Annotated in this window: 17 protein-coding genes and 1 tRNA gene; 8 read left to right on the plus strand and 10 right to left on the minus strand. The window is 47.4% G+C overall.

The window, feature by feature from the left end; translation table 11 throughout:
* Positions 1-13 precede the first annotated feature (13 nt).
* The 7 genes from ACU37H_RS09255 to ACU37H_RS09285 form a co-directional block, all read right to left on the minus strand.
* Positions 14-2,470, minus strand: coding sequence for a TonB-dependent receptor domain-containing protein (locus ACU37H_RS09255; protein WP_472701809.1), 2,457 nt, complete (start codon positions 2,468-2,470; stop codon positions 14-16).
* A 96-nt stretch (positions 2,471-2,566) separates the two neighbouring features.
* Positions 2,567-3,382, minus strand: coding sequence for a helix-turn-helix domain-containing protein (locus tag ACU37H_RS09260; RefSeq protein WP_472701808.1), 816 nt, complete (start codon positions 3,380-3,382; stop codon positions 2,567-2,569).
* Between the two features lie 246 nt (positions 3,383-3,628).
* Positions 3,629-4,789 (minus strand): chromate transporter, encoded by a 1,161-nt coding sequence (locus tag ACU37H_RS09265; RefSeq protein ID WP_472701807.1) that lies wholly within the window; start codon positions 4,787-4,789, stop codon positions 3,629-3,631.
* A 5-nt stretch (positions 4,790-4,794) separates the two neighbouring features.
* Entirely contained in the window at positions 4,795-5,310 is a 516-nt protein-coding gene (locus ACU37H_RS09270) for a hypothetical protein (protein ID WP_472701806.1), read from the minus strand.
* Between the two features lie 43 nt (positions 5,311-5,353).
* On the minus strand, positions 5,354-6,217 hold the full coding sequence (locus ACU37H_RS09275; RefSeq protein ID WP_472701805.1) for a chromate resistance protein ChrB domain-containing protein: 864 nt from the start codon (positions 6,215-6,217) through the stop codon (positions 5,354-5,356).
* A gap of 273 nt (positions 6,218-6,490) precedes the next feature.
* A tRNA-Asn gene (locus ACU37H_RS09280) sits at positions 6,491-6,564 on the minus strand.
* A 70-nt stretch (positions 6,565-6,634) separates the two neighbouring features.
* Positions 6,635-7,531, minus strand: a complete 897-nt coding sequence (locus ACU37H_RS09285; protein WP_472701804.1) for an aldo/keto reductase — start codon at positions 7,529-7,531, stop codon at positions 6,635-6,637.
* Positions 7,532-7,635: 104 nt separating this feature from the next.
* On the opposite strand from ACU37H_RS09285, the gene ACU37H_RS09290 reads away from it, so the two are divergent.
* Complete coding sequence (locus ACU37H_RS09290; protein WP_472701803.1) at positions 7,636-8,097, plus strand: MarR family winged helix-turn-helix transcriptional regulator; 462 nt, start codon at positions 7,636-7,638, stop codon at positions 8,095-8,097.
* A gap of 24 nt (positions 8,098-8,121) precedes the next feature.
* A complete protein-coding gene (locus ACU37H_RS09295; protein ID WP_472701802.1) occupies positions 8,122-9,345 on the plus strand; it encodes a glycoside hydrolase family 10-like protein in 1,224 nt (407 codons plus the stop codon).
* A 247-nt stretch (positions 9,346-9,592) separates the two neighbouring features.
* On the opposite strand, the gene ACU37H_RS09300 is transcribed toward ACU37H_RS09295, so the two are convergent.
* Together ACU37H_RS09300 and ACU37H_RS09305 are read right to left on the minus strand one after the other, a co-directional pair.
* A complete protein-coding gene (locus ACU37H_RS09300) occupies positions 9,593-10,267 on the minus strand; it encodes a YceH family protein (RefSeq protein WP_472701801.1) in 675 nt (224 codons plus the stop codon).
* Positions 10,268-10,337: 70 nt separating this feature from the next.
* Complete coding sequence (locus tag ACU37H_RS09305) at positions 10,338-11,324, minus strand: 2-hydroxyacid dehydrogenase (protein ID WP_472701800.1); 987 nt, start codon at positions 11,322-11,324, stop codon at positions 10,338-10,340.
* Positions 11,325-11,708: 384 nt separating this feature from the next.
* On the opposite strand from ACU37H_RS09305, the gene ACU37H_RS09310 reads away from it, so the two are divergent.
* From ACU37H_RS09310 to ACU37H_RS09325, 4 genes are all read left to right on the plus strand, one after another.
* Positions 11,709-13,301, plus strand: a complete 1,593-nt coding sequence (locus tag ACU37H_RS09310) for an ABC-F family ATP-binding cassette domain-containing protein (RefSeq protein ID WP_472701799.1) — start codon at positions 11,709-11,711, stop codon at positions 13,299-13,301.
* Positions 13,302-13,493: 192 nt separating this feature from the next.
* A complete protein-coding gene (locus ACU37H_RS09315) occupies positions 13,494-13,826 on the plus strand; it encodes a PadR family transcriptional regulator (RefSeq protein WP_472701798.1) in 333 nt (110 codons plus the stop codon).
* A gap of 26 nt (positions 13,827-13,852) precedes the next feature.
* Positions 13,853-16,018: a PspC domain-containing protein gene (locus tag ACU37H_RS09320; RefSeq protein ID WP_472701797.1), complete on the plus strand. Its 2,166-nt coding sequence runs from the start codon at positions 13,853-13,855 to the stop codon at positions 16,016-16,018.
* Between the two features lie 68 nt (positions 16,019-16,086).
* The gene (locus ACU37H_RS09325) at positions 16,087-16,566 is read left to right on the plus strand and encodes a nuclear transport factor 2 family protein (protein WP_472701796.1); all 480 of its coding nucleotides are present in this window, start codon (positions 16,087-16,089) and stop codon (positions 16,564-16,566) included.
* 205 nt (positions 16,567-16,771) lie between these two features.
* Here the strand turns inward: ACU37H_RS09325 and ACU37H_RS09330 are convergent, their stop codons facing one another.
* On the minus strand, positions 16,772-17,287 hold the full coding sequence (locus ACU37H_RS09330; protein ID WP_472701795.1) for a hypothetical protein: 516 nt from the start codon (positions 17,285-17,287) through the stop codon (positions 16,772-16,774).
* A gap of 311 nt (positions 17,288-17,598) precedes the next feature.
* On the opposite strand from ACU37H_RS09330, the gene ACU37H_RS09335 reads away from it, so the two are divergent.
* Together ACU37H_RS09335 and ACU37H_RS09340 are read left to right on the plus strand one after the other, a co-directional pair.
* Complete coding sequence (locus ACU37H_RS09335; RefSeq protein WP_472701794.1) at positions 17,599-21,414, plus strand: TIM-barrel domain-containing protein; 3,816 nt, start codon at positions 17,599-17,601, stop codon at positions 21,412-21,414.
* A 91-nt stretch (positions 21,415-21,505) separates the two neighbouring features.
* Positions 21,506-22,645 (plus strand): Fic family protein, encoded by a 1,140-nt coding sequence (locus tag ACU37H_RS09340; RefSeq protein WP_472701793.1) that lies wholly within the window; start codon positions 21,506-21,508, stop codon positions 22,643-22,645.
* Positions 22,646-22,859 lie beyond the last annotated feature (214 nt).

Genomic DNA, 22,859 nt, shown 5'->3' on the forward strand with positions numbered 1-22,859 from the left:
CCGGTAGCCGTTATTAAAACTCTTTTTCTCCCATTTCGCTTTGCGGCAAGTTGATCTTCCGGTTTTTGCGAAGCAGGTTGAACCCGATGGAGAGTTGCAGCTGGTCAGGCTCGTAGATATAGTTTGTGGTAGTATAAAAATCACTGCCCCAGGTGGTGATCCGCTGCCGGTTCGAGATCTTCATTCCCGCATCAATATTCAGCCATTGCAATTGTACAAACCAGCGTTTATCGCGCGTCATTTTCTTCACCGTAAAATGAGGTGTAAAGAAAGCGCCATCCTCTCCTTGTGCGGTGGCGCGGAGCGACAGGTAATTGGCGCTTAGCTGCAACAACCAGTTGCGCGGCAGGTTGAAAGATTGTGTAGTATTCAGGCTGTAGACCCAGCTTTGATTACTGATGGGGATGTCGCCATTGAAAATACTGCCTTTGATGGCATATTTATAAACGTTCCCGCCAACGATGGACTGCCACACTTTGCTGACCTGAAGGTTGAGGTTGGTTTCTACACCCGTCTGCGTGGCGCGACCCGCATTGGTAAATACGCGGTTCAGGATCGTGTCAGCAAATACCTTATTCACTCGCTGAATAGGGTTTTGAATACGCTGGTGATAAAGGGTCACAAAGAAATTACCGCCTTTAAAGCCTTGCTCAATACCTGCTTCAAACGTGCCTGTCAGCTCCGGCAACAAATTAGGATCTCCCTGCTCCAGGGTCTCAGAGTGTTCTCTTTCCGGAAAAGGATTCAGCTCAAAATTGTTCGTCCGTTTGATCCGCCGGTTGTATCCGGCCTTGATGGTGCCTTTATCCCAGGCGGCATACCGCAGCATCACCGAAGGAAACAGGTTGGTCAGGCGTAACCGGCTCTCCGTAGTTTCCCCTGAAAATTGCACATCGCGATCGGAATGTTCCAATCGCAAGCCGGCCGCATAGGACAGCCTGGCGGCGCTTCCATTCCACTGCACATAACCCGCATGTATATAGTTGTTCACCTTCACCCCGCTGGAAAAGAGCGGATCGGTCTCAAAAGTTTCCGTGCCGTTGATCTTTACGAGATAGAGAAAATTCCCGTTTTGAATATCGTAGCGATATTGATACCCCGCCTGCAGCTCGCCGGCTCCCCACTTTTTAGAGTAGTCGGCCTTAGCCCGGTAAGCGTGTAGTGGATTGGTACTGGGGTTGCGGGTATACTGGATCGTGTCAGTCGTGTTAGGGTAATAGAGGTTCCTGTTTTGTGTCAGGCCCGACAAATCGGCTTTTTCGTACAAGCCAGATAACATGATGCGGGATTCATCGTGGAATCGATGGGTGTAATCAATATTGAATAAGGTGAACACGCCTTCCTTATCCTGGGTATTGGCATTGTAATAGATGAATTCAGATTGCTCACCGGTGGTCAGATCCTCACGCGAGTTGTTGTAAAGCAGATCCGCCTCACGACTCTGAAATTTTTTCCCGATATAAAACCCGGTATTAATTGAATTGGCCGCGTCAGGCTGATACCCGACGGACAACCTTGCCCCGTAATTGTAGCGTTTGAAACTCCTTTCACCAACAGAAGGGAAAGATGTTTTCACGTTGTCGATGATCGTATACACATCACCCTCGCGATAACCGGCTATATCATTTCTGAGGTAGTTGACACCCGTGTTGATGCTCCACTTGTTTTTATTATACCCCGCCGACAGGTCTGCACCATAGCGCTGGGGGTTGCTATACGTTTTATTGTCAAAATCGTTGATAGGCGGTGCGCCTCCCATAGCACTGGCCTGGATCATCCAACCGTCTTCCACCGCTGTCTTGGTAACAATATTAATCACGCCGCTTTTGCCATCAGCGTCGTAGGCCGCAGAAGGGCTGGTGATCACCTCGATATTCTCGATGGAGCTGGCAGACAACTGGCCCAGCACGAAGGCCGGATCTCCCTGGGTGGGCTTCCCGTTTAAAAGTACAAGGAAACTATTGGATCCCCGGAAAGAAATAGCACCCTGTCCGTCCACAGAAATGGAAGGCAGGTTGCGGATGGCGTCGATAGCGGTTCCGTTGGCGGCATTGCCAAACTGGGCGGCGTTATACACTTGCTTGTCGATCTTGAAAGACACAGGCGCCTTTTTGCCTTCCACCACAACGGCGGCTAAAGAGTAGCCGGCCGGCTGGAGCCCGATGCTCAGGACATTCCGTCCGGCGGCACTTTTATCGGACAGTCTGATCTCCTTCGGCAGATACCCCACATGGCTGATTTTCAGGATAGACAACGTATCATTTGTCGCAGCGAAAGTGAAATTGCCTCCGGCATCAGTCAGCCCCCTCTTCGCCAGTCTACCGGCGCCGCTCCATAGCTCCACACTTGCGCCCGGAAGCGCCTTCTGACTGACACTGTCGAATACCGTTCCTTTTACAGACAAATTTTGAGCGACAACCCATTGACCGGTCATCGCAATAACTGCCACCAGGGCCCAACGTAATATCATATGAATCGATTAATGAAAAATAGTCTTAGCTAATGCCGTGCAAAAATTGACTTTTTTATGATACCCAACATGGTATATTTGAAAAATTGATGGTATTCATCCATCTTTCCTGATGGACGAAGGCATAGCGCCTGTATGCCGTTTGAAATACTTGGTAAAATGAGAAGCATCCTTAAAGCCCAGCTGGTAAGCAATTCCCGATACCGGCAGCCGGGTATAACGCAGCAAACGCGACGCTTCAGATGTGATATGCCTGGCCAGTAAGGCCGAAGCCGCATCACCTGACTCGGCTTTGCAGGCGGCGTTGAGGTTCTGCGGCGTAGTATGCAGCAGCCGGGCGTAGTGAGACACGCTGTTGACCAGCTTTTCGGACGTTGACAACAGCTCGATCAACTTCACATACAAGCTGTTCTTTCCGGCAGTTTCAGGTTGATCATGGATGAGCAGTTTTGCAGCCAGTGCTTTCAGCAGGCTCAGCAAGATGATACCCGGCTTTTCGGAAGATTTTACTTCCCGGATCAACAGATCGAAAAGGATGTTGATCGCAGCCACCTGATCGGGCAAAAGGTCAAGCTTTGCAAGGGAGTTGATCCGGGCAAACAAGAACCTCAGTTCGTGATCAAAATAAGAATCGACAAATGATCTTTTCAGGATCAGCACATATCCTTCCGGTTCGGACCGGATGTCCCAGAAATGCAATTGGTTTTCCTTCACTACGAACAAGACCGGCGGCCGGATCGCAAAGGTCTGCATGTCGATCGTGTGCTCGCCCGTTCCGCCTGTCAGCAGGATCAGCTCGAGGTAGCTGTTATGCTTATGAGGATTGGTCTTCCTGACGTGCTTCCGGAAAGCATCTACCTTGATGCCGCTTGTATGCGCGGCCTTATCTTTTATTTCGATCTGTGCATGCATCGTTGAAGGGAGCTATGAATTTAAGGTGCAAAAGTAGTGCGCGGGAGCATAAGACAGGCCATGTTTTAGCGAGTGCATTCTTAATACGCGTGAGCAGGTCACTTTGCAATGTCAAGTTACAGGTATAAATCGGGTATCAACTATATCGTGATTGTGCTGTCTTGCTTAAAACATAGGATCAATCTATTGCAATATTACAAACCGGCGATTGATGCTGCTGCAAATCCACAATTTGAGTGCACCTGGTCATAATTTTAAGATAATTCCTAAAATTGCCGCGATTAATATAATTAAAGGTTCTGGTATTTTCTTCACATAAATCAGCGTCAGGATGGTGGCGACCGCAATTAAAGCAGTGGCAACGTCTAAAATACTTCTGGTTGCAATTACCGCGACGGCACCTACCAGCGCTCCGATTACAGCGGCGGTAATTCCATCGACGAACGATTTCACCGATCGGTTTTTTGCTATCCTGCTAAAATATGGAGCAGGAATTACGGTAAACAGATAGCAAGGTAAAAATGTTGCCAATGCTGCTACGCATGCTCCGGGGAAACCCGCAATCAAATAACCAATAAATCCAACGGTAATAACGACCGGACCAGGCGTGATCATTGCCACGGCTACTGCATCGACAAATTGTTGCTCTGTAAGCCAGTGATTTTCTTCTACCACACCCGCATGCAAGAAAGGTACGATTGCCAACCCGCTGCCAAAAACAAACGCTCCAGCCTTTGCAAAAAAAACGGCAATCTTCGGGAGGACGGGACCCTCGCCGGCAGCCAGACCGATTTGTAATAATACTAACGTATTTGTAGCCGATCTGCGGGTTGTCTTAGGCGGCGCTTTCACGAACATATATAAAACCCCTGCGGCCACCAATAAGAATATGTTCTCTTGCTTAGTGATGAAAGTTATAGTTGCGGCGATTATAAAAAATATCCATAATAACCAATTTTGTTTTGCAGACCGGGAATCGAACTTCCCTATCGATTTTGTTGTGAGTTTATACGAGCTCAGTGTGATGATGCCGATAACAGCCGCTCCCACACCATAAAACATTGCCTGCATCCAGGGAAGACCTCCATACAGCTGGTATGTTATGCCTAATAACACGACCATAACAAATGACGGCATAACAAAAGCAAGTCCCGCTAATGTAGCGCCTGTTATACGATAGTGTACGAAGCCCAGATAAATACCTAATTGGGCCGCCAAAGGCCCGGGGGCTAACTGCGCCAATGCCAAACCTTCTTTATATTCTTCTTCTGATATCCATTTTCGCTTCTCTACCAGGTCCTGGTACATGTATCCAACAAGCGCCACAGGCCCGCCAAATCCCGTGGTGCCTAACTTTAAAAAATATGTTACCAGTTGGGGGAGTGTATAAGTTGCTGTTTTATTCATAAAAACTAGAATGAGATGCCGATTTGAAGCCCGGCAGAAAAAGATGAGCGTTGATTATTACCAAACCTCAGGGGCATCGGCATGGCTATATAAAAAGCAGACGCTTTGTTCTTCCGGATCACCTTACTGAACACAGGTGTAATCCCGTATCTTCCTGATGTTTCGAACGCCAGCCTTCCTGCAAACCCGAAACCTTTTCCGAGAGCGATCAATACGCCCGGATGAATAAGCAGGTTGTTCACTTTACTGATTCCTTCCTCAGCTCTGATGCCGGGCGCCAACTCTATCGAAAAGCCCATCTTTTTTGACTTCCAGATATTGATACCGAATGGAAAAAAGACCTGGTAAAATCCGTCAAAATTCGTTGTTGTATTATCTTTATTGATAATCACAATGGGATGCAGGATGCTGGCATATCCTGTAATTTTAGGATAGGTTTCTGCGGATTGGGATAAAGCCTGATGCGACAATAGCATCAACAGAATGACCCCGATTCCGACCAGGTAGTTATTTATTTGCATGATGATACAAACCTAAACATCCTGCACGGCCATAAATAGAAGGCTATTTACCTTTTGGAATGCTGTTTACTTTTTTCAGATTTTTCCTGAATTGAGAAGGACTCTCTCCTGTAAATTTTTTGAAAATCCGGGTAAAATGACTTTGATCTGAGAATCCGGTTAGATAGGCTATTTCGGTAAGCGAGATTTTCGGATTCTTCATAAAATCTATGGCCTTTTCAATCCGCTTTTTTCTGACGTAATCGCCGAAATTCAGATCATCAAAATACTTGGAAAACTCCCGTGACAAATAGGATGGATTCAATTCTAATTCGGAAGACAGCTTTTTGATGTCTATGCTCATTTGTGCATCCACCTGGTCCTGTATCATTGCTCTTAATTCCATTACCCAATGAGGTTGCCGGGCGGCACTTTTGGATTTGAGGAATTTGAGATATACCTCATGTAAAAGGTTTTCGAACGGACTATTCTGCAAGTGTTTCTGGTTATATAAATGCGCTGCCCAGCTGTACAATGCGTCGTAGATCCTGAAACCCGTTTCGAGCAATTCATAGTCATCTGTGATGTTATAGGCCAACCCCGATGAAATGGCCGAAAGTCCGGCAGCTTCTTTCGCGATGTTATGACGATCGGTATCAGCTCCACGAACTATATCAGCTATTATATTTACGGCAGGATCCAGGATTTTGTGCTTCTTAATAATATAATCAAACGTGCATTGATCGCCGTAGTGTGTGTATTCTACATCTGGTATATCAAAAGGGATAGCATCCTGTTCTTGCGCGATGCGCAAAACCTCTTTAAACGGCGCATATATAAATTGAGCATCTGCATCTACGAATTTATGTATGAGCCAGGGGCAGGCTAATCTATCAATTTTAGGACGTTCCCTTGTTATCCATTTCATAGATTAAAGATAACTACGATGCCGTTGCAAAATACTGAGTGTCCCTGTCGAACTCTTTAACGACCGATACTACCAAACCTCTTTATGAAACTAAATTTGAGTAGGAGGTAATGACCCTTGGGCTTGAACGTTATTGAATCGCAATATGATCATTCAGTTAGGCTGTTTCCCGATGTTATAATATTTAATTGCAAAATATTCAGAAGCAATCTTGTATTTTTTGAAATCTGCTATCGGTCAATAAAAAAAGGCCAACCTTAGTTGACCTTTCCGCTCCCCCTGCTGGACTTGAACCAGCGACCCTCTGATTAACAGTCAGATGCTCTAACCAACTGAGCTAAGGAGGAATGTTTTTTCCTTGCGGAGCGCAAAAATAAGGGATTTACTTTTTTATTTCAAAGGGTTTGCAATTTTTTTTTAGCGATGGTCGGAATATTTATTTGCCGGGATCGTTTGCCTGACGGCTTCGCCGACCTGGTGGGTGTCTTTGAGGCGATACGCTGCCAACACACCTCCCAGCTGGGCAGCCGTACGGAAACCTATCACGGCACTGGCTACAGCAGGTTGATCCAAAACAAATTGCAGCGCCAGCGCACTATGGCCGGTTGCTCCCTGCCCCTCCTGGTCCAGCTCATCGGTAAGGGACTGTACCTCAGCCGCACTGTAACCCAGATACGCTTTTGCAGGCTTGTCCACCAGAAGCCCCTGCGCCAGCACACCCCGCGCCAGTACACTTTTACTATGTTCCTGCAAATAGGCGGTCATCTCTTCCTCCGGTCTCCGGTCCAGCAAGCTGTATTGCATCATAACACTCTGGATCGCCGAAGCACCCACAAATCGGCGGATAACATTGGGCCGGATACTGGAGATACCGTAGTACCGGATCTTGCCTTGATCCACCAGTTGCTCAAAAGCCGCAATCGTTTCCTCAAACGGATCTTCGATGGTACCACCATGAAGCTGGTACAGGTCGATATAATCCGTATTCAGCCGGCGCAGACTGTCTTCCACCGCCTGGATGATGTATTTCTTGGTCGGGTTCCAGTCCCAGCCACTGCCGTCTTCGCGCCATTGGTTGCCGACCTTGGTAGCGAGCACCACCCTGCTTCTAACCTGCTTTAGTAAGCCTCCCACCAGCGTTTCGTTGGCCCCTTTGTCGTACAGATCGGCAGTGTCAAAATAGTTGATGCCGGCATCCAAAGCAGCGTCTATAGCCCTTCCGGCCTCCTCTGAGGTTGATTTTGATAGCGACATGCAGCCGAAGCCAATTTCTGACACCCGCAGGGTCGATGTCCCAATGTTCCTGTAGTTCATTTGTTAAATTTAACAATCATTTTTTAGTGAGCCATTTAGCTGTTATTTTCGCTGATCATTTGATATGTAAAAATATAGATATATTTACCTGAAATGCAGTGCCTATGACCATTGAGGAAGAAATTAAGCAGCGCAAATTTTCTAATGCCCATCAGAAAATGGCCCTTAATTTAATTTATACGACACGCTGGCTGGAGGCTCATCTGAAGAAACGTTTTATGGCGTATGACCTCACCATGCAGCAATATAACATTCTGCGGATATTGAAAGGTAGCCAGCCGAAACCGTTGTCTACCCTACAGATCAGGGAACGCATGATCGACAAGATGAGCGATACCAGCCGCATTGTGGACCGGCTGATTGTAAAAAAACTGGTGACCAAAAAGACCAACATCGCTGATCAACGCATGGTAGAAGTGCGCATCACGGACAAGGGATTGGACCTGCTCATCCAACTCGAAGACACGGACGAGGAAATCGCCCGTTTTTTAAGTAATCTCACAAAAGACGAAGCAACGCTGGTGAGCGATCTGCTGGATAAATTGCATTCGCGGGACGACCATTAGTCCAAGTTGGCTATTTTTGCGCCTATGCGAAAATTAAAGCCCCTTTTTTTTGTTATCTGTTATTTATTAGTTACTACCACCTTCTTGCGTGCGCAGCCGCAGTATGAGTTTCGTGGTGTGTGGATCGCTACCGTAATGAATATTGACTGGCCACCGCAGAACGCCAGTGTGGAAGCGCAGAAAATGGACTTTATTCGCCAGCTGGACCTGCATCAGAGAAACGGGTTAAACGCCGTGATCGTGCAGGTGCGTCCTGCGGGAGACGCTTTTTATCCGTCGCCCTACGAGCCCTGGAGCCAGTGGCTGACGGGCGTGCAGGGTCGGGCTCCCAGCCCCTTCTACGATCCCCTTGCCTTTATGATCGCTGAAGCGCACAAACGCGGCATGGAATTTCACGCCTGGCTGAACCCCTACCGCGCAGAATTCACTGTAGGAAGATCTTCCATCGCGCCGGACCATATTATGCGCAAACATCCCGACTGGTTCCTGACCTACGGCACTACCAAATATTTTAACCCCTCCAATGTACAGGTGCAGGAGTTTGTTGTCAATGTTATTAAAGATATCGTGAGGCGTTATGATGTAGACGCCATTCATATGGATGATTATTTCTATCCTTATCCTATCGCGGGGAAAGTGTTCCCTGATGATTATGCCTACCAACGGTCCGGCACCTCCCTGAGCAAGGAAGACTGGCGGCGCAGCAATGTGGATTCGATCATTAAGAACATCAACATCGCGATCAAAGAAACCAAGCCTTACGTAAAATTCGGGATCAGCCCGTTCAGCGTTTGGCGCAATGGAAAGGATGACACACAGGGAAGTGATTCCAAAGCAGGACTTACCAATTATGATCATCTTTATGCTGATATTCTTTTATGGCTGCGCAAGGGCTGGATCGATTACGTAACGCCGCAGCTGTATCGTGAGATCAATGACCACCTCATTCCTTATGAAAGAATGGTGAGCTGGTGGGCCGCGCATAGCTTCGGTCGCCACGTTTATATTGGTCACGGCATCTACCGGGCATTGGAGAACAGTGCCAACTGGAAGAAGCCAACGCAGTTACCTGACCAGATCAAGATTGCACGGTTCACGCCCGGCATTGAAGGCAGCGTTTATTATAGCAGCCGCGTATTCAAAAGCAACCCTAATGGCTGGAACGATTCCTTAAGAAATAACTATTATCGCGTACCTGCGAAAGTGCCGGTAATGCCCTGGCTGCCGAAGCGCCCGGCCTGGAATTAGATCGGATCTATATAACTCATTGAAGCCGTCTTCCGTATTTATTAAAAGATAAGGAGGACGGTTTTTTATGGTGCCATACACCATTCATGCTTTTTCCAGCCGTCTTCAAATAAGACGGATGCAGTCTCTGTATATGTTTAGCCTTTCAAATTATCGCATCCGCAACCCTGAACAGATCCGCATCGAAGGCCATTTGCTTTAACAAGATCAATCCGCATTTTCCCTATGCAGACTTTTTATCGTATAACTACCCCATCAATTCTTTCATCAGCTTATCAAAGTCCGCTTTGAGCGCGGCCAGTTCCTGCTCCACAATGCTCAGGCGTTGTTCCAGCTCGCTATTGGATTGCGGCGCCGATGGAGCGGTGCTTTGATCAGTGCCATAGGTTTCGAGTATATTCTCATCGCCAAACAAATGCATATAACGGGCTTCTTTTTGTCCCGGCTGGCGCTCCAATTGCCGCACAAACGGCTGCTCCGCACCTGCCAGCTTTTCGAGCACCGTCTGCACTTCTGCCAGATCATCAAACTCATACAACCGTCCCGAGTTGCTGTTGATCTCGCCCGGCGTGAGCGGCCCTCTTAAGAAAAGCAGGCATAATACCGCCAGCTCATCGGGTGTCAGCTTGTAGTTGAGCGCGATGTTATGTTTGTACTTAACGACCCGGCTGCTGCCGCCGGTCACTGTGGCCGCGAGTCCGCGGCGCTTGAGCCTGTCCAGGCAAAGCGTCACCGTTTGCTCATCATAATTTACGACCGGGTGTCGCGAGGTCTTTTGATTACAGGCTGCGGTCAGTCCGTTTAAGGTCATGGGATAATATTCGGGTGTCGTTTTCGACTTTTCCATTAACGCACCCAATACGCGCAGTTCTTCGCTATCCAGCACCGGCAATGGCTTTTGTTCAGTTGATTCGGTATTCATATGTAGTCGTAAAAAATCTTGTTTAAAATCCTTAAATAGTACAAATAGACGGGATGATTGATTTCATGATCTATGATCGCGGTTCATCATACACTTCCGCATTTACCACCGTAGGTAAGCGTTCCCCGCGTAAACCTGCCATCACATTCTTTGCAGCCATGATGGCCATTCCGTTACGCGCCTCCTGCGTGGCAGAGCCGATATGCGGCAGCACACAAACATTGGGCATGAACAGCAGCGGATCGTTGGCGCTCATGGGTTCCGGGTTCGTCACATCCAGTCCGGCGCCCCAGATGACACCGCTTTCCAAAGCTTCCTTCAAAGCTTCTTCATCATGCAGTCCGCCCCGGCCGGTATTGATAAAAATGGCATTGGGCTTCATTTTGGAGAAGGCACCGGCATTGAAAATGCCTTTAGTCTCATCCGTAAGATTCGCATGAAGCGTTAACACATCACTTTCCGCAAGCAGCTCATCGAAGCTGACATAAGTGGCGTCTAAAGCGGCGGCCGTTTCCGGGTGTGGCTTTCGGTTGTGATAGATGATCCGCATATCGAATGCAGCCTTGCATTTTTTGGCCATTTCAAAGCCGATCTTACCGAGCCCAAAAACGCCAAGGGTCCTGCCATACAGCTCTTGCCCCAGATCGGCCACCGGCTCGAAACCCTGCCATTTGCCATCCAGTATTTTTCTGTAATTGAAAAATGCTTTGCGGCTCACGGCCAACATGAGCAGGAAGGCAATGTCTGAAGTGGCGCGGCTCAACACGTCCGGCGTATTGCCCACCGGTATCCCCGCCTTTGTCGCTGCATCCAGGTCGACGCTATCATAGCCCACAGAAAACAGCGAAACCACTTTGAGCTGCCTGCATGATTGGAAGAAATGATCATCGATCTTATTGAACCCGGCGCTCAATAACGCATCGTGTTGCTGACATTGTGCAATCAGCTCTTCCTGGGGCAACGGTTGAGTTTCGTCGTGAAGGGTCACTTCAAAACCCGCTTCGCGGATCATATCGACCCCGATCTGCGGGATCTGTCTGGTTACAAATACTTTCATGACTATCTTTTTATCCTGCAATGCCGCGGAGGTAAGTAAAACCGGGCGACGCAGGGCCTTAAAAGTAACGATTTACACCGGGGTAATGAAGACAACGGTAAACCGATTATTATACCTAAAATGTCGTAAAGGTCGGCCTCACCGGATGACACAGAAAATGATTCGAAACAGATTTGCAGACATCTATGTATCTCTTACGCGGATAGGAATCAGAGGAGAAATATCATAAGCTCAAAATGACGACAGCGCTTCGCCAAAAAATTGCCGTATATTTGCGGCTCACAAAAGCAATTATTATTTCCATGTAATACCGCATTTCTTTCTGATTGAATCATCACCGGCACTTGAACGCCGGTTGTATTGTTTAACCATTTAAAGAAAGAAATGATGCTTATTCTCCAAAACATTTCTTATACTCATCCTGATAAGGAAACCCTTTTTGACAATCTTCGTCTTACGGTCGACAGGCAGCAAAAAATCGCGTTGATCGGCAATAACGGCGCGGGGAAGTCCACTTTATTAAAACTCATTGCAGGCGAATTAATGCCTTCCGGCGGAACCATCGTCACCAGCTCCGGGCCTTACTACGTCCCCCAGGTTTTCGGGCAATACAATGATTTGTCGGTTGCCGAAGCACTGGGCATAGCGCCTAAGCTGAATGCCTTGCAAAATATCCTGAACGGTGACGTGAGCGAACAACATATGGACACATTGAACGATGACTGGACCATCGAGGAGCGCAGCATCGAAGCGCTGGCGCATTGGGGACTCTCGGGCATTGATCTTCGCCATCCGATGGCATCGCTCAGTGGAGGACAAAAAATGAAGGTCTTCCTGGCCGGTATCCAGGTGCATCAACCAGAGCTGATCCTGCTGGACGAGCCGGGCAATCACCTGGATGTGGACGGCCGTCATCAGTTATATGATTTTGTCAGTAACACCACCAGCACTTTGCTCGTCGTGAGCCACGACAGGACGCTATTGAATCTACTGGATACGGTGGCAGAGCTCAGCGGCAATGGCATCACTTTGTATGGCGGCAATTATGACTTTTACAAAGAGCAAAAGCAAATAGAACTAGGCGCCTTGCAGGATCATTTGCAAAGCAAGGAAAAGGCGCTGAGAAAGGCGAGGGAAAAAGAACGCGAGACCCTGGAACGCCAGCAGCGCCTGGACGCCCGCGGCAAAGCAAAACAGGAAAAAGCAGGTGTGGCCCGGATCATGATGAACACCTTGCGCAACAAAGCTGAGAACAGCACGTCTAAACTGAAAACAGCTCATTCAGAAAAGATCACCGGGTTGGCGCAGGAGCTGCAGGAGCTACGCACGGCACTGCCCGGCATTGATAAAATGAAGCTGGCCTTTGACCGTCCGGATCTGCATCATGGTAAGATACTTTTCAACGCTACAGCCATTAATTTCCGGTACGACAATCAATGGCTGTGGAAAGACCCCTTGAAGTTTGTCATGACCAGTGGTGAGCGGCTGGTCCTGAAGGGACGCAACGGGTCGGGCAAAACATCGCTGATCAAAATGATCCTCGGCGAGTTAGAACCGCAAACAGGAACATTGCGCCGGGCAGATTGCCGGTCCATGTATATCGACCAGGAATACTCGCTGCTCGATGGCGCACTTACCGTGTACGAACAGGCACAGCAGTATAACACAGGAGCGCTGGAAGAGCATGAAATAAAAATAAGGCTGACCTGGTTCTTGTTCGATAAGGATGACTGGAATAAGCCTTGCCGCGCCTTGAGCGGGGGTGAACGCATGCGTCTGCTGCTTTGTTGTCTCACGATCAGCGACAGTCCGCCAGACCTGATGGTGCTGGACGAACCCACGAATAACCTGGACATCATCAATACGGAAATATTAACTACGGCGGTAAACCAGTACCGCGGCACCCTCATCGTGGTATCGCACGACCAGCACTTCCTGAAGGCGATTGAGCCGCATCGGAGTATTGAGCTAGGATGAAAGCGGGTATTTTATCACGCGTTAGCCGGTGTAGTGTTCGATAGTTTGGTGATCTAAAGACGGCTTCATTTTTTGTTCACTCCGTTTACCGTTCGTTTTCCGTCATTCACCGACATTTTAATGCCACGCACAGTACTTTGTATTGCCCACTACCTACAAGTGCCTATATCTTTGTATTCCATTAACAACATAATGAATATCGAGAATACACAAAGCCAGATGCGGAAAGGAATATTGGAGTTTTGCATCCTTTCCATCATCAAACGCGGAGAAGCTTATCCCAGCGATATTGCAGAAGAAATGAAGGGCGCGGGTATGCAGATCCTCGAAGGAACGCTTTATCCCCTGTTGACGAGATTGAAGAACGCGGAAATGATCACGTACCGCTGGGAAGAAAGCACAGGCGGCCCTCCACGCAAATATTTTTCCCTGACTGAAAAAGGGAAACAGTTTTACCGGGAACTTCAGCAAACATGGGAAGAACTCTCCGGCGCTGTCAATACATTAACCGTCACCCCTAACTAAATCCAACTACCAACAAACTCAGATACATGAAACAGATCATCAACATAACACTCGGCGGCAGAAATATTGCGATTGAAGATACTGCTTACGAAAAAGTACAGGCATATATCAAAAGCCTTCAAGAGTATTTTCAAAATGAAGAAGGCCGCGACGAGATCGTTGCAGACATCGAAGCACGCTTTGCAGAACTGATGCATGATAAGATCCGAAAAGGCGCGGCGCATATCACAGAAGCAGACGTGGAAGATATGATCGCCACGATGGGACGCACAGAAGATTTTGCCGCACAGGACAGCACTACTAACCCGGGATACCAGCCAAACTTCACGATCAATGAAAAGCGCCGCTTGTATCGCGACGCAAATAATAAGATGCTGGGTGGTGTGTGTAGCGGTATCGCCAACTGGCTGAATATCGATCCGACAGTAGTGCGCGTGCTGTTTGCAATTGTGAGTTTTGGCGGCTTCGGAACGGGTATCCTGATCTACATCGCATTATGGATCTTCCTGCCGGCCCGGAATATTGAGTCTTACAAAGGCAAAAGAATGTTTCGTGATCCCGAAAACAAATGGTTTGGCGGTGTCGCCGGCGGCATCAGCGCTTATTTCAACTTTAATGTGAATACCATCCGGGGAATTATGGCCTTGCCGCTGATCATCAGCCTGCTAAGAGGCATCGATTTGTTTGGCGACGCACATTTTGGCTTTTTCCCGAACCTGATATTCAGCGGCCTTACCGGAACCTTTATATTCATCTACATTGTCCTGTGGATCGTATTACCCGAGGCGTTGACACCTTACCAGAAAATGGAAATGCGCGGACAAAACATCGATGTTAATACGATCAAACAGAACGTGCAGAACTCCATGGGTGATATCAATGAGCGCCTGCAAAACTGGGGGAAAGAGGTGAAAGAATCTGCAGAAAACCTGAGCAAAAAAGCAGGCGAGTGGAGCAAATCCAAAGGCAACATGGGAAGGCAGTTTACTTATGTTCCTCCCCGTCCGAGCCGCGGCCTGGGCTATGTCATCGCCATGATCTTTAAAGCCATCTTTGTGATCATCGGGGGTATCATTGCCGTATCGCTTTTAGCGGTGTTCATCACTTTCCTTTTCAGCGGATTTGCCTTTGCACCCGTCAATAATTTTTTATGGACCAGCGAAACACAACAGATGCTGGGTTGGGGCACATTGATTCTCTTCATTGGCGCTCCGATCGTGGGACTGGTAGTGTGGCTGGTAAGAAGAATTCTGAATGTACGCACGCCGGGCAATTACCTGAACTGGACCTTTGGCGGGTTATGGGCCATTGGATGGATCTGCCTGATGTTCTTCCTTGCCAGCTTATCCAACGATTTTAAAAGATATGAATCGGTTGAAGAACCGGCTGCAATACAACAACCATCCCAGGACAAAATGATCATCAGGGTAAGCGAACCCGAATTGATGTATGAAGGAAATTTCGGATGGATGAAAGATAACGACAATGATATGGATGGCTTCAACCTGACAGACGACACCCTCAAGCTTTCAGCCGTTACGCTGGACTTTGCAAAAAGCGCCGACAGCCTGTATCATGTGACAGTCATCAAACAATCAATGGGTAAAACGGACAGTGAGGCCCTGGCGCGTGCGAAGAAGATCGCGTACACCGTAAGTGCAATGGACAGCGTACTGGATCTGCCTGCGGGCTTCTCCGTAGACAAGAACAGTAAATACCGCGCCCAGAATGTACTGGTCCTGATCGAAGTGCCCGTGGGTAAAAAGATCAATATTGATCAAACAGTGTTCGAAAAGCTGAGTGATTTCAGTGTAGAATTTAACAATGGCGGTAGAAGAGTAAGAAATTCGCGGTCGGTTCATCACGACATCAACCGGTATAACTCAAACACTGATTACATCATGCAAAGCGACGGCAGCCTCGAAAGCGAAGACAGCGGCAAATCGATCGCTCCAGCCACTTCGGGCAACAGTGATTACCGGTGGAACGGGGATAGCAGCCAATCATTGAAAGCCGGCGTGCCTGCTCCTCCTCTGCCTCCGCTTCCGGCCGCTCCGGGCACCGGCGACTCTTCTGAAGTGTATCGCTACAACGAAAGTCCCTCTCAAAACAAAAGCAAGGCTGAAATAGCCAGAGAGCTGGAGCAAAAGCAAAAAGAGATTGAAGCATTGAAAAAGAAGTTGGAGCAGTAACAGCTGCTTCACACAACGGCACAACAAATATCAGGTTAACAAGGATTAAAGCGAAAACATCATCAGTAATGAAAAAAATAATTTTTGGTTTGATATCGCTGATTTCCTTTTCGCTTCAAGCACAGGAAGATCCATCTTCTGAACTTTTTCGAATTTTAAAAAACAGAGATAGTCTTCTATTCAATATTGGATTTAACGAATGTAACATGAGTCCTTATGATACGCTAATTAGTGAGGACCTGGAATTTTATCATGACAGAGGCGGCATTGAGAATGGGAAAGCAGTATTTATTGAAAGTGTAAAAACTAATATATGTGGGCTAAATGATAAAATGACGCGAGAGCTTGTAGATAGTACCGTACAGGTCTTTCCTATGTATAATAATGGCGTATTGTATGGTGCCATACAACAAGGCACACATAATTTTTATGTAAAAGAAAAAACGGCCGATCATAAGCACGTAGGCTCTGCCAGATTCATCCATCTTTGGACTATAGAAAAAAATCATTGGCAATTGAAAAGAGTTTTGAGCTTCGATCACCATTAATCGCATGCCTCGGAGAGTTAATACCCCCTTTGCTAACTGAAGTTAGCAACTAAAAACTTCCTGTGTCAAATATAAATGCCGCGAATACACGAATCGGAGCGATCCTGCTCCCATGCTTTCATGTATTCGCGGCATCTACATATGCGGAAGTTTGAGGCATATTGAGTTTTATTCCAGGAGGTAATAATTGTTGTCCGGATATTCACTAAAACCTGTAAGCCAGTCCCACACCGTTCCTGGCCGGCTGAACCAGTACACGTCCACTACCATATTTCCTCATCTTGTTGCTACCGATCACCCACATAGTGACGCCACCTCCGGTGGCCAGCGCGCCGAACACGATTCCTATTGCGCCTGCAACAATCTTGCCTTCGTCGCTGGTGACAGGATCATCATAATAATCGTAGGAAAAATCCTGGTTATGGGATCCATCATTACCGTCAGCCACCAGAAGCACACCGCCAGTGATCATGCCCGCGCCAATTGCGGTGAGTACAATCCCCGCTGTTCTCATTGTCTTAAACCGCCGGTATTTCCTATCATTATAGTTAATAGCGGTTTCCGGAGTGTTAAAAATTCCCGAAGGAATATCTTTCGCATCCGTGCGTGCAAAGTCGCGCTGGAACTGTGTTGTGTGGGATACGTTGTTGGCCGTCTGAGCTTGAGCCATGCAAGCCCATAAAATACCTGCAGCGAGCAAGAACAGTTGTTTTGTTTTCATTGATGTAATTTTTAATGTTAGTTGGATGCGTCAAAAATATTGGATTATATTGAAAGGTCACGCTGAACATCCTCATGTAAATGTAAAAATGAATCGCGCCTGCAGCACCTGATTAACAAATCGGATATTTTTAACTGTATCGCCGCACGGTTTGACACCACATGCGCACCTGCCGTTATTACCATCTAAATTGTTCTGCCCTGAAGGTTGCAGATGATCATTGATTTTGCGCATACGATTGTGCAGATTGATCACCTCCGCTACTCCATTGCCTACTTTTGCAGCTCCACGCTCATCAATGATTCTTTACTATGTTACATAACAGTTTTTCCAAAGCCCTTTGCTTGCTGCTTGCAGGAACATTGCCTTTACTATCTTTTGCGCAGGTATCTGCAAGAATCACATCAGCGAAAACGATCAATAACCATGTCGTTGAATTGACGCTAAGCGACAATAAGCATATGCTTATTGATTTTTATAGTGAGTCCATCTTCCGTTTATTGATAGACAGCACCCATAAGGGATTCCACGATCCGGAAGCGAAGCCTGAGGCACAGATCCTGGTCGATCAGCCGCGAAAACCGGTGGCTGCCATTACGCTTAAAGAAACCGCCGACAGCTGCCGGATCAGTTCTCAACAGGTTGAATTCGTTATCAGCAAATCCAACGGCCTGTTTCGCGTGCGCGATCGCAACAGCGGGAAAGTCGTTATAGAAGCTATGGAGCCGGCCCGGCTGGAAAAAGGCAAAACGGCTCTTACTTTGAAAGAAGCTGCGGATGAATACTTCTTCGGCGGCGGCGTCCAGAATGGCCGTTTCTCTCACAAGGGAAAGATGATCGCCATAGAAAACCAGAATAGCTGGACGGATGGCGGCGTTGCATCACCCAATCCATTTTATTGGAGCACTCATGGCTACGGTATGATGTGGTACACGTTTAAAAAGGGTAAATATGATTTTGGCGCTTCGCAAAAAGGCGAAGTGCGGCTGCTTCATGAGACGGATCATGCAGATCTCTTTTTCATGATCGATGAGGGTATGGTTGCATTGCTGAATGATTTCTATCAGCTAACCGGCCATCCAGTCCTATTGCCCAAGTTTGCGTTTTACCAGGGCCATCTGAACGCCTACAACCGTGATTACTGGAAGGAAGATACAAGCGGACATCTTTTTGAAGATGGAAAAAAATACAAAGAAAGCCAGAAGGACAATGGCGGTATTAAGGAATCGCTGAATGGCGAGCTTGCGAACAACTACGCTTTTTCAGCAAGAGCGGTAATTGACCGGTACAGCAACGTCGATATGCCCCTGGGATGGATATTACCTAATGATGGATACGGCGCAGGGTACGGACAAACCGGAACCCTGGACAGTAACGTGCTCAACCTGAAAAACTTTGGAGACTATGCCCGCAAGAAAGGCGTTGAAATCGGGCTATGGACACAAAGCGACCTCCACCCGAAAGAAGGCATTAGCCCTTTACTGCAGCGGGATATTGTGAAAGAGGTGCGCGACGCTGGTGTGCGGGTATTAAAAACCGACGTGGCCTGGGTGGGCGCGGGTTATTCATTTGGCTTGAACGGCGTGGCCGATGTCGCTAAGATCACCTCGAAATACGGCAATAACGCCAGACCCTTTATTATCTCCCTCGACGGATGGGCCGGAACGCAACGCTATGCGACGATCTGGACCGGCGACCAGACGGGCGGACAGTGGGAATATATTCGCTTTCATATTCCTACTTACATCGGCTCTGGACTTGGTGGTCAGCCTAATATCACGTCGGATATGGACGGCATCTTCGGCGGCAAAAATCTGCCGGTGAACATCCGCGACTTTCAATGGAAAACCTTCTCGCCAATGCAACTGAATATGGATGGATGGGGCTCGAACCCCAAGTATCCCCAAGCACTGGGCGAGCCGGCCACATCAATCAATCGTCATTATTTAAAACTGAAATCAGAGCTGCTGCCTTATTCCTACAGCATAGCGAAAACCGCAGTGGACGGGCTCCCTATGATCCGCGCCATGTTCCTCGCAACGCCGAATGCCTACACGTTAGGCACGGCCACTAAATATCAGTACATGTACGGGCCGTATTTCCTGGTGGCGCCGGTTTATCAAAATACAAAAGCAGATGATGCCGGCAATGATATCCGCAACAACATTTATTTGCCTCCGGGGCAATGGATCGATTATTTTACCGGTGCAACTTATGAAGGCGGCCGCATCCTTAATTATTTTGATGCACCTATCTGGAAACTACCTGTATTTGTGAAGCCAGGGGCCATCGTCCCCATGGTGAGCCCCAATAATAACGTGTCGCAGATCCGGAACAACCAACGGATCTATGAGCTATACCCTTCAGGGCAGTCTGAATTTATCGCTTATGACGATGATGGGGTAACAGAAAAGTATAAGACCGGCCAGGGAGCTCACACAAAGATCACATCATCAGTCGATCGGAAACAGCGCGTGCAGATCACCATCGCACCAACACAGGGTGGATTTGATGGTTTTGAAAAAGACAAAGCGACCATTTTAAAGATCAATGTTTCTCAACCGGCCGGAAAGATCACTGCACGAATTGGTGGCAAAAAAGTGAAGCTAGCTGAAGCGACATCTAAGGACGAATGGGAGAAGCAAAGCAATGTCTGGTATTATGATGCCCGTCCTGACCTGAATCGCTTTGCGACAGCAGAAAGCAGCTTTGCTCAACAAGCAATTCTAAAGAACCCGCAACTGCTCGTAAAATTAGCTTCCACCGATATCACTCGAAATGAGGTAACGGTGCTGGTAAAAGGATTCCAATTCAGCATTGCCAACCCGTATCTGCAAACGCAGGGCAACCTGATTGCGCCGGGTAACGCTACCGTGGCTGACACTAACGCTAAAGCGTTTACATTGACGCCGTCCTGGCAAAAGGTGGCCGGAGCAGACTTCTACGAGATCGAGTTCAACGATATGCTGTATACGCATATAAAAGACACTGCATTTTTGTTTGACGAATTGCAACCTGAAAAAGAATACGACTTCAAGCTAAGAGCGGCCAACAAGAGCGGCGTTTCGGACTGGGTCGCTATCCACGGGAAGACCAGCATTAATCCATTACAATTCGCGATCAAAGGTATCGTCGGCCGCACTACCGTTGCCTCACAAGGCGGAGAAGGCATCAAAAAATTATTTGACTTTGACGAGACGAACAACTGGCACACCCAATACGGCGTGAATGCCATTCCATTTGAATTGGTGCTGGATCTTAAAAGCGTGAATCAACTCGACAAGTTGCAATACGTGCCACGAAATAGTGGCAAAAACGGCATCTTCACCAAAGGCGAAGTGGCTTATAGTATGGACCAAAAAACCTGGACCACCGCAGGTAGCATTGACTGGAAAAATGATAATGATATCAAGGAACTGGTATTTACCGGCAAACCGGTAGCTAAATATATCAGGCTGAAGATCACGGCGGGCACCGGCAATTTCGGATCGGGCCGGGAAATGTATGTCTTTAAAGTGCCGGGCAGTTCGAGCTACATTCCCGGAGATATTAATAACGACGGGAAAATTGATGATAATGACCTTACTTCTTACACGAACTACACCGGCCTGAGAAAGGGAGATGGTGACTTTGAAGGTTATATCAGTAATGGAGATATCAATAAAAATAACCTGATCGACGCTTATGATATTTCCAACGTCACAACACAGCTGGACGGCGGGGTGCGCGAAGATTCGACAACGGCCCTTAGCGGGCAGTTGACCATCACGCCTGGCAAAACATCTTATAAAGCCGGCGAGACCATCGAAATAACTGTGAAAGGAAAGAGCCTGCAAAGTGTGAATGCGCTGAGCTTTGGCCTGCCCTATGACGCACAGGAATATGAATACCTGGGCGTTACACCGGTTCATATGCAGCAAATGGAAAACCTGACGTATGACAGGCTTCATACAGATGGGTCAAAAGTGTTGTATCCCACTTTCGTCAACACGGGTCATAAAGATGTACTGAACGGCGATCAGACTTTATTTATGATCCGCTTCAAAGCAAAAAAAGATGTAAAGTTCGCCCTTACGCCAACCAACGGACTACTGGTGGACAGACAACTGAATACTTTGACATTCTGATTTCTATTGTTTTGATTATTAAAGGCCGACACACTCAGATGCCGGCTTTTATTTTTCATGAGCCGAATATATTTTGTATTCGACTCAAAAAATGCGTAAATTTGAGCCGAATAAATTCATTAATCGGCTCACCATCATGTACAACTGGCAATATAAAAACTGGCCTTTTTTTATTTATAAGGAGGATATAATCGCCCGACAGGCATTACAATTTGCAGAGTTGGCCGGCGTTATGGAAGGTGCTATCAACAGCCTGAATGATGCAGCGCACCAGGAAACTTTGTTGAAATTAATGATTGAAGAGGCCTTAAAAACATCAGCCATCGAAGGTGAACTGTTTGACCCGAACGACGTGATGTCGTCTCTGAAAAACAAGCTGGGGCTGAATCAACGCCCTGAATTGGTTAAAGATAAAAAGGCCCAGGCAGTAGCCAACCTGATGATTGAGGTAAGAAAAAATTGGAATAAAAAGCTTACGACAGGATTAATAAAAGATTGGCATCAGGTGCTATTCAACAATGCCAGACACATCAATGTTGCAAAATGGCGTCGCGGGAAAGTGGCCATGCAAGTGGTGTCGGGAAGTATCGGAAGAGAAAGTGTTCACTTTGAAGCTCCGCCGTCCGGTCGTGTGCCTGGAGAAATGAGAGCCTTTGTGCAATGGTATAATGATTATAACACCGAAGGGAATATTCACCAGGCCATGCTCAAAACAGCCATTGCGCACCTTTACTTTGAAACCATCCATCCCTTTGAAGATGGTAATGGCAGGATCGGCCGGGCCATCGCCGAAAAGTGTTTGTCAGAGTCTCTAAAGCGGCCGGTCATGATGAGCCTTTCTTTTGCTATAGAAAAAGAACGTAAGGCCTATTACCAATCCCTGAAAGAAGCGCAGAGCAGCTTACATATCAATAATTGGTTGACCTATTTCGCTGACACGCTGGTCACTGCTCAACGATATGCTATCAGCATGGTTAACCTCACTATAAAAAAGTCTAAAATTTTGTCCCAACATCAGGCGGACCTGAATGACCGGCATTTAAAAGCATTACACAAAATGTTTGATACCGGAACGGAAGGATTTAAGGGAGGAATGACGGCAAAAAAATACGTTTCGATCACCAGGGCTTCGAAGGCCACGGCCACGCGTGACCTTCAGCACCTGACAGCCTTAGGTATTCTCACCGCAACAGGCGGCGGAAGAAGCGTCCGGTATGATCTGGCAAATTAACATTGTTATCATGCCAGGAATGCCTTTAGATCTAATGCATTCCAGGCGGCTTATACGACAGAAAAGATCTTTATACACGCGTCAGACCGGTACGGTCAGACGCGTGTATAAAGCTACAGAATGCACAAATAGCCACTAAATATCCTGCACCGGAAGTACATGGCCAATGCACCACAGAAACGTTGTTTGTATATGTAAGGGGCTGTAAATGCGT

Source organism: Niabella sp. ZPM-14 (assembly GCF_055693045.2).